6 protein-coding genes and 1 tRNA gene are annotated in these 8,897 nt (G+C 30.1%); 3 read left to right on the top strand and 4 right to left on the bottom strand.

Annotated features, from left to right (window positions below; genetic code table 11):
* Positions 1-349: 349 nt before the first annotated feature.
* Positions 350-1,363, top strand: a complete 1,014-nt coding sequence (locus BUB63_RS08760; RefSeq protein ID WP_073249148.1) for an alkaline phosphatase family protein — start codon at positions 350-352, stop codon at positions 1,361-1,363.
* Positions 1,364-1,475: 112 nt separating this feature from the next.
* On the opposite strand, the gene BUB63_RS08755 is transcribed toward BUB63_RS08760, so the two are convergent.
* A tRNA-Gln gene (locus BUB63_RS08755) sits at positions 1,476-1,551 on the bottom strand.
* Positions 1,552-1,604: 53 nt separating this feature from the next.
* Positions 1,605-3,413, bottom strand: coding sequence for a GTPase HflX (gene hflX / locus BUB63_RS08750; protein ID WP_027308060.1), 1,809 nt, complete (start codon positions 3,411-3,413; stop codon positions 1,605-1,607).
* A gap of 214 nt (positions 3,414-3,627) precedes the next feature.
* Here hflX and hpt point away from each other — a divergent pair, with 214 nt between their 5' ends.
* Positions 3,628-4,155, top strand: a complete 528-nt coding sequence (gene hpt / locus BUB63_RS08745; protein WP_073249146.1) for a hypoxanthine phosphoribosyltransferase — start codon at positions 3,628-3,630, stop codon at positions 4,153-4,155.
* A gap of 18 nt (positions 4,156-4,173) precedes the next feature.
* On the opposite strand, the gene yunB is transcribed toward hpt, so the two are convergent.
* Both yunB and BUB63_RS08735 read right to left on the bottom strand, forming a co-directional pair.
* Positions 4,174-4,809 carry a sporulation protein YunB gene (gene yunB, locus BUB63_RS08740; RefSeq protein ID WP_073249144.1) on the bottom strand — a complete coding sequence of 212 codons (636 nt, stop codon included), beginning with the start codon at positions 4,807-4,809 and terminating at the stop codon, positions 4,174-4,176.
* Positions 4,810-4,883: 74 nt separating this feature from the next.
* Positions 4,884-6,305: a glycosyltransferase family 2 protein gene (locus tag BUB63_RS08735; protein WP_073249142.1), complete on the bottom strand. Its 1,422-nt coding sequence runs from the start codon at positions 6,303-6,305 to the stop codon at positions 4,884-4,886.
* Positions 6,306-6,547: 242 nt separating this feature from the next.
* Here BUB63_RS08735 and BUB63_RS08730 point away from each other — a divergent pair, with 242 nt between their 5' ends.
* Positions 6,548-8,869 carry a transglycosylase domain-containing protein gene (locus tag BUB63_RS08730; protein ID WP_073249140.1) on the top strand — a complete coding sequence of 774 codons (2,322 nt, stop codon included), beginning with the start codon at positions 6,548-6,550 and terminating at the stop codon, positions 8,867-8,869.
* Positions 8,870-8,897: the final 28 nt, after the last annotated feature.

The raw sequence follows: 8,897 nt of genomic DNA, 5'->3' as shown, positions 1-8,897 counted from the left end.
AACTAATGAAAATAGCCTCAAGAATAGTAAGAAGTAGTCGCTACATAATATTTAAGCTTTGCAGTAGCTACGCATATAAAAATGATTTTTATGAGATTGTAGCAAATATTCACAAGTTAGAATGAAATTCTTTTATTATTGTTCTTTGATAAGTTCAAAAAGTAAAATTTTATACTATAGGTGAAATCTATTCTTCTTTAATGTAAATATCTGTAATTTATGAAAATTTTATTCATATAACAATTATACTAAGATTTCTTATAAATATTTTTCAGTTTAATTTTTGGTTGGTGAATAATTCAGGATTACTTTTACAAAAATTAATATTAAACAAACAGGAGATGATTTTATGCCTCAATATATAAAATTAACTTTATTATTATATATATTAATTTTAAATTCTACAATATCTTTGTTCAAATTTACCTTTTATGATATAACAACAAATTCAAAACCTACAAATAAAAAGGTATGTTTAATTATAGTAGATGGATTACGATTAGATGCAATAAATAATATGCCCTTTATTCAAAATTTAATAAAAAATAATGACGCAAAATTTGCTATTTCGGTATCTGATAAACCAACTATATCAAGAGCGGGGTATATGAGAATCTTAACTGGTGCCCCAACAGATATAAGTGGTATTTCATCAAATAACCAACATATTCCATCTCCAGTGTTATCAATATCTGACTTAGCAATAAAACACAATCTCAAAACTGCACTTTGTGGTTATTTTTGGATAGATGAACTGTTTCCATTTAGCTTCCACTATAAAAAAACATATTTTATTAGAGATGGAACTACCTTTATTGATGCTGTTTCCATAGTAAATAGTTTTAAACCAGATTTTTTAATAGTTCATCCAATGTCAGTAGATAATGCAGGACATTCTTTTGGTGGAAGTTCAATGCAATATAAAAACACCGCAAGCAAGATTGATTTAGAAATATACAAACTCTATAAGCAACTAAGCAAATACAACTATGACATAATAATAACCTCTGATCACGGACACCAAGACTTCGGTGGGCATACTAAATATGAAGAAAATACATTTTTAACTCCATTTGTATTTATAAGTAAAAACACCAATATAAAATTGACAAAAAGTATAAATCAAATAGATATTGCTCCTACTCTATGTGATCTATTGGGAATTCCTAAAACTCTATATATGACAGGCAACTCACTATTAGACAATCAAAATATAACAACCATAAGAAATGTACACATTTTAAACCCTAATCTGCCCTTTGAATATAATCTTAATTTTTCTCTTTTTATAACTAATATACTACTTACAATTCATCTTATAATTTATTTTTATTTTATTCGTATACTTTTAGCCAAGTTTTAAAAAATCATATTCTAACTTTTCTTAATTTATTAACTAATCAAATTTTATCATATTAAAAATAAAAAAGGTAGAGATTTACTAAAAATTAACAATCTCTACCTAATATTCATTATGGCTGCCGAGGTAGGACTCGAACCCACACATGCCTGATCCAGAGTCAGGTGCCTTACCACTTTGGCGACTCGGCATTAAATTTACATTATTTATTATACAAAATATTTATAAATTTTTCAATATGCTCCTAATTAATTTGTAAATATTTTTTATATCTATTAATTATATCCTCTGTAGCCTCAACTAAAATCTCTATTCCCTCTTCCTTGTATTCTTCATTTTTAACACAATTTAAGGAATGAAGTTCTGATACTATTCTTGCATCCTTATATGGTACAAGTATTGTGTCCTTTATAATTTTAGAAAATATTCTCCCTTCTACTTCCTTTAAAAACAAATCTAAATTTATCTCCTTAAGTGCTGAAATCTCAACACAATTTTGATATCTTGCCTTAATTGCATATAAATTTTCTTCCTTAGCTAAGTCTATCTTATTAATTGCTAAAATAATTTCTTTATTTTGTGCCCCAATTTCCTTTAAAACTCTATTTACAGTCTCTATTTGAACTATTGCATTATCATTTGAACCATCAACTACGTGAACAATCAAATCACTTTCAACAACCTCTTCAAGTGTAGACTTAAATGCTTCCACTAAATCGTGGGGCAATTTTCTAATAAATCCAACAGTATCTGAAAAAAGTACATCTCTGCCGCTTGGTAGCGTAATAATTCTTGTGGTTGTGTCAAGTGTTGCAAATAGCATATTTGCCTCAAGAACCTTTTCCTTATCCTTACCATAGAGCTCACATAGTTTATTTCGCAATGTTGATTTTCCAACGTTTGTATAACCAACAAAAGCAACCACAGGAATCTCATTTTGTTTTCTTCTTTCTCTTTGAACACTTCTTATTTTTTTAACTCTTTCTAATTCATTTTCTAAATCATATATTCTCTCGCGTATATGTCTTTTATCTATCTCAAGCTTTTTCTCGCCCGGCCCCCTTGTTCCAATTCCTCCTCCTGTTCTTGATAGAACGTGTCCTAATCCTATAAGCCTTGGCAGTCTATACTTAAGCTGTGCAAGTTCAACCTGAAGCTTTCCCTCCATTGATTTAGCACGCTGTGCAAATATATCAAGTATTAATGTTGTTCTATCTATAACCTTACAGCCTATTACCTCTTCAAGATTTCTTGTTTGGACACCATTTAATTCATCATCGAATATAACGGTATCTACCATAAGGCTTTGTCTTAATAGTGCAATTTCTTTTGCCTTTCCTGAGCCTATATAATATGCTGGATCAATTTTTGCTTTATTTTGCATAACCTTATGTACAACAATAGCTCCTGCAGTCTCTGCAAGTTCTTGTAGTTCATCCAATGATTCTTCAATAGAATAGCCATCCTCTGATTTGCAGCCTACTAAAATTACTCTCTCTTTATCACCCTTTTGAATTTCGTGGGCAGTATATTCAATTTGCTTTTCTATCTCTCCTACAACATCTGAAAATTGAACATTTTCAAGCTCATTGATACTATATGGTCCCTCAACGTAAGCTTCATTTTTAAGCAATCCTTCTTCAACCTTTAAATAGCCAAATGAAAAACTTTCAGGTCTTCCATCTACAACTGCTACTGCCACCATTGTGTCAAACTTCATTTCAATTAAGGCAGTAATATCTGGTACAGACAGTCTTGAATCATTTGATAAATGTGTATGAATGCAACGAATGCCATTTAATCCTCTTTCACTTCTTTTTTCACTCATAAACTCAAGTGGTGCAGTAAAGTTATCACCAACTAAAACATTAACAATTTTACCCCTTCTATTTATGTATACTGCAACTTCTCGATTTATTGCTTGTGATATTTCAGAAATTATTTTTAAAATATCTTCTGAAATTAATATGTCTTTTTCACAGTTTAATTCATACAACTCTTCTAACCTATTTATATACTGCTTCTTAATTCCTTCTATATTGCCATATATCATATAATCATCCCCTTTTAGTATATACTAAGTATTAATTATATCATCAACCCTTTGTACTCTCAAGGTGTACTGATATATGTTCCTTTTACTTAAAACTATATGTTAATATAAAGAAACCGTCAACTTTTAATTAAAATTCACTCTTGAATTCTTGACTTTTTTTAAACAATATTTTATATTATCTTTAATATACAAATTTAATGGAGGGACAGTGATGGAAAATAAAAAGGAAAACATATTAATAACTGCTGATGAGATACAATCAAAGGTTGCTGAACTTGGTGCTATTATTTCAAATGATTATAAAGATAAAAAACTATATGTTCTATCACTCTTAAGAGGAAGTTTTATATTTGCAGCTGACTTAGTAAGACACATATCTGTTCCTGTTAAAATAGGTTTTATGACCACATCAAGCTATGGACATAGCGAAGAATCATCAGGTAACGTAAAAGTAGTTCACGAAATTGCTGATAACATTGAAGGTTTTGACGTTCTTGTTGTTGATGATATTGTGGATACTGGTATAACAATGAAGTTTGTTATGGAATATCTTAAGAAATATAATCCTGCCAGCATTAAATCCTGTGTTCTTCTTGATAAACCAGAAAGAAGAAAGGTTGAACTAACTCCTGATTATAAGTGCTTTACAATTCCTGATGTTTTTGTAGTTGGTTATGGATTAAACTATGGAGATTACTATAGAAATAAGCCATATATATTCAATTGGGAAAATAAATAAGTCTGCAATTTTGCAGACTTATTTTGTTATATCCTTCATAAAATCCAAATTTGCATAGGTTTCTGGTACTTTTCCTACTATTATACTTTCTGATATTGGAACACTGGTTGTAACTGAAACATTATTTCTTGCAAATGGAACTATAACCTGGACGCTTGCCTTTATGTCAAGATATATAATATGACGTGTCTGGTTTATACCCGCTGCTTGAAACTCTGACCTATAATTTGTATTAACAGAACCTACCGGTTTCATTTTAAATGGGATTTTAGGGCCATAGTTTGCAAGTATATCATTTTTAAGAACAACACCAATGGGTATAGAACCTTTTCTTCCCTCAATATTTCTTATTCTATCCTGTACAGAAAGTGAAATTTCAGAACCAATTCTGTTAAGTTCAACTGAATTTGCCTGTATCATAACTATATTCCCATCTTTATCTGTTTTTACTGTTATAATATCATCATAGGATATTTTATTTTTAAACTCTGTTCGTATAGTTTCATTTATTGTTTCTAATGCAATTCCCCTTGCTTCTGCATCACAATAGGCCAAAATTATTGGTTTAAGGGTTCTATCCAAAAGATAAATGTTTATAATAAAGAAAATAAATATTATGACAAATATTATAAAGGCCTTTTTAAAAACTTTCATTATTTCCTCCTAAATCTATTACTATTAAAATTTATGTGTTTTCTACAAAAAAAAGAAGTTGCTTTCGCAACTTCTTATGCAGCTGTTGAACCATCGATTCCTTCTATTTCACTAATACTAATTTGTCTTGTATGTTTAGTATGGCTCCATTCTTTTTTATTTTTATCTATAATTCCTTGTACTGTTATTGGTATCCAAGTTATTGTATATATACCATATAATAAGTACCATATATATACTTTAAATCCCTTTATGCCTTCAACACTTAATATCGCAGCTGACACTATACCTATATAGGCTAAATTTAATAATGATATTTTTATTATACTATCTCCTCTTGTAATTACCCTGTCCATTAAAAATACATTTAATGAATAAAGCCCTAAAAATGCTAACATCTTCTTGGATAATTTTCTTTCTAATACCATTACTATTGGAGTAAACATAAACTGAAATACACTAAACAGTTTCCATACTATTGGTGTAAATAAGTACTGTATTATAAATATATTTAGTCCTTTTTCTGAATGTGTTTGTAAATAAGTTAGAATTAAAGACATACCTAATAAAAGAATTATAAAAGGTTGAACTGTATATAGTGCACAGTCAAAGGCTACAAAATCTTTATCTTTAATTGCCTTTTTCATAAGTTTCGTAAAATATCTTGTTGCAACATCTGCAAATCCCTGCATCCATCTTTTTCTCTGATTCCAAGATTGTTTTAAAGTTAGTGGCTTTTCATCATAAATAACAGCAGTATGTGCCCAACCAACTTTATATCCATTTAAAACTAATTTACAAGTGAACTCCAAGTCCTCTGTTAAGCAAGTTGCTCCCCAACCAAACCTCTTAAGTAGTTCTGTATCAACACAGAAACCTGTTCCTCCTATTTGGTTAGAAAGCCCTAATTTCCACCTTGCTGCTTGGAAAAGTCTATTTGCACTCCAGAAGGCTATTGAATATGAATGTGTAATCCAAGAGTCATTTGGGTTTTTACTATCAATATATCCTTGAACAACCTTATATCCTGCAACTAACTTTTTGTTCATTTCCTTTAGAAAATTCCTTGAAGCTAAATTGTCAGCATCAAAGACAACTACAGCATCATATTTTTTATCCATTTCAAATATATTATTAAACATCCACTCAAGTGCATATCCCTTGCCACGTTTGTTAGAATCAAACCTCTCAAATACTTGAGCCCCGTGTTCCCTTGCTATTTTTGCTGTATTATCTGTACAATTATCGGCTATAACAAATATGTCATACAGCTCCTTTGGATAATCAAGGTTTTTTAAGCTCTCAACTATTTGTGCAATAACCATCTCCTCATTATGGGCTGCAACAATCAACGCAAAGGACTTTTGTGGTTCCACCTCATTATTATCTTCCTTTTTTAATCTTAATCCGAAAAAGGAAATAATCATATAATAGGAAGATATAATAAAAACTATTATTTGAAACACAAATGTTGCATTAAAAATAAATTCCTTCATGTCAACTCCTCCAATAAATTTGCTTTAATTCGATACCATTCTAAAATTAGGTTTAACAAATAACATAGTTATTATTCTTGTCACCTATTAGATTATAATGCTATATATCCATTAAATAAAGGTACTTAAAATATTATTAATAATTCTTTTACATTTTAAAATTTACCAATAGGTTTATATTGTAGAATTAAATATAGTATAATGTTATAATGTAAATAAGTTGACTCAAAAGGAGGTTTACTATGGCTAAAAAGAAACGTAAAAAGGGTAATATACTAAAAAATATATTATTGATTTTCGTTATTTTAACTCTAATGCTAAGTGCAGCTGCAATTGGTGCAGTAATAAAGATAGTTAGCGAAGTGCCAGAAATTGATGTTAATATACTTGATAATTTAAAACAATCTATAGAATTTTATGATAAAGATGGAAATCCAATTGCCAATCTGCACAGTGGAGAAAACAGAAAAATTGTAACAATTAAACAAATACCTAAACATATGCAGTATGCTTATATTTCTATCGAAGATGAGCGTTTTTTAAAACACCACGGAGTAGATATAAAGAGAGTCTTTGGTGCAATCTTAGCTAATATAAAATCTGGATCAAAATCACAGGGCGGTTCAACAATAACTCAGCAACTTGTTAGAAATTATGCCCTTACTCAAAAGAAAAGCTATGTAAGAAAAATACAAGAAATGTATCTTGCAATTCAAATTGAAAGAAAACTAAGCAAAGATCAAATATTGGAGGCATATTTAAATACCATATATCTTGGGCCTAATATATATGGCGTACAAGAAGCCTCAAGATACTACTTTGATAAAGACGTAGAGGATGTTACTATAGCAGAAGCTGCTTTTATTGCAGCAATAACACAAAATCCTGGTATCTATAATCCATATAGCAAAAAAAATAAAGAAAACCCAGATAACTATTTAAGCCGTCAAAGAATTGTTCTAAAAAAGATGTTTGAAAATGGATATATATCTGAAGCGGAATACCAAAATGCATTGAATGAAGATATCGTAGCAAGTTTAAATAAAGAAAAAACTAAATTAACTGGTAACTATTCAAAATATCATTGGTTTATAGAGGCTGCATTAGATGAGATTGCTGAAGACTTTGCTAAAAAATATGATATGGACGAAAAGGATGCAAAACAAAAACTAAAAGATGGTGGTTATAAAGTTTATCTTACAATAGATACTAAACTACAAGAAAAGGCTCAAGAAATAATTGATAATAATAAGTTTTATAAAGGCATACCTGTTAAAATAAATAAAGAAAAACTTAAACAAAATGAAAATGCAAAACCAAATCCTCAGGCTGCAGCTGTTGTAATGGACTTAAATGGAGAAGTTAGAGCAATAATTGGTGGTCGTGGACTTGGTGCTGGTTCCTTTAACTATGCAGCTGGTGAAAATGCAAAAATGCCTCCAGGTTCTTCTATAAAACCATTGACAGTTTATACGCCAGCTATTGAAAATAGAGTAGTAACCCCTTCAACAATTATTAACGATTCAAGAGATGACGCAGAGGCAATTGAAATTTATAATAAGATAAATAAAGATTGGTTTCCAAACAATTATGATAAAAGATGTGTTGGACCTGTAACTGTAAGATATGCACTTGAACAATCTAAAAATACTATTGCTACTAAAATATTATATAGACTTGGATTAGATACAAGCTATAATTATGCAACTAAAAAATTTGGTCTATCGACAATTGTTAAGGCTGATAAAGCTTATGCTGCACTTGGATTAGGTCAGTTAACCTTAGGTGCAAGGCCTATTGAAATGGCAGCCGCCTATACTGCCTTTGCAAATAATGGGATAATATCATCTCCAATTCTTTACACAAAGGTTGAAGATAGAAATGGAAATATTGTTTTAGAAAAAAGTACAACCCAAAGAAGAGCTATCTCTGAAGATACAGCTTTTGTTATGAATCAACTATTACAAAGTGTTGTTAAAAATGGGCTTGCTAAAAGTGCAGATCTTGGTGCTATGCCTACAGGTGGAAAGACTGGTACAACTGAAAATAACTTAGATGGCTGGTTTGTAGGATTTACACCATACTATACTTGTGCCGTTTGGGTTGGTTCAACAAGAGAACCTGAGGTTAGCTATATAAAGGTATCCAGTTTAAATGTAACTCCTATTTGGAAGGCCATTATGCTTGAGGCACATAGAGGACTTCCTATAAAGCAATTTAGCAAACCAGAAGGTGTTGTTGAAGCTGTTATTTGTGCTCAAAGTGGAAAACTTGCTACAGAAAATTGTCCTAACAAATATGTAGAATACTATTTAAGCGGCACAGAACCTACTGAATATTGTGATATACACTCATTACCTAATCCTGTTCCTAATGATGAGCAAAACATTGAAAATAATAATGGAACAAATGAAGAAAATACTAATGATGAAAATACTAATGATGAAAATACTAATGATGAAAATACTGGAAATACAGATCAAGGTCAAACAAATACTCAAGGTAATGGACAAAGTAATGGAAATAATCAAGGAAACAGTAATAATATTCCACCTACAAGATAATACTTATATCAGAAAAGCTGAAGAGCCT

Source organism: Caloramator proteoclasticus DSM 10124 (assembly GCF_900129265.1).
Lineage (GTDB): Bacteria > Bacillota > Clostridia > Clostridiales > Caloramatoraceae > Thermobrachium > Thermobrachium proteoclasticum.
This window is presented reverse-complemented; position numbering and strand designations above follow the sequence as displayed.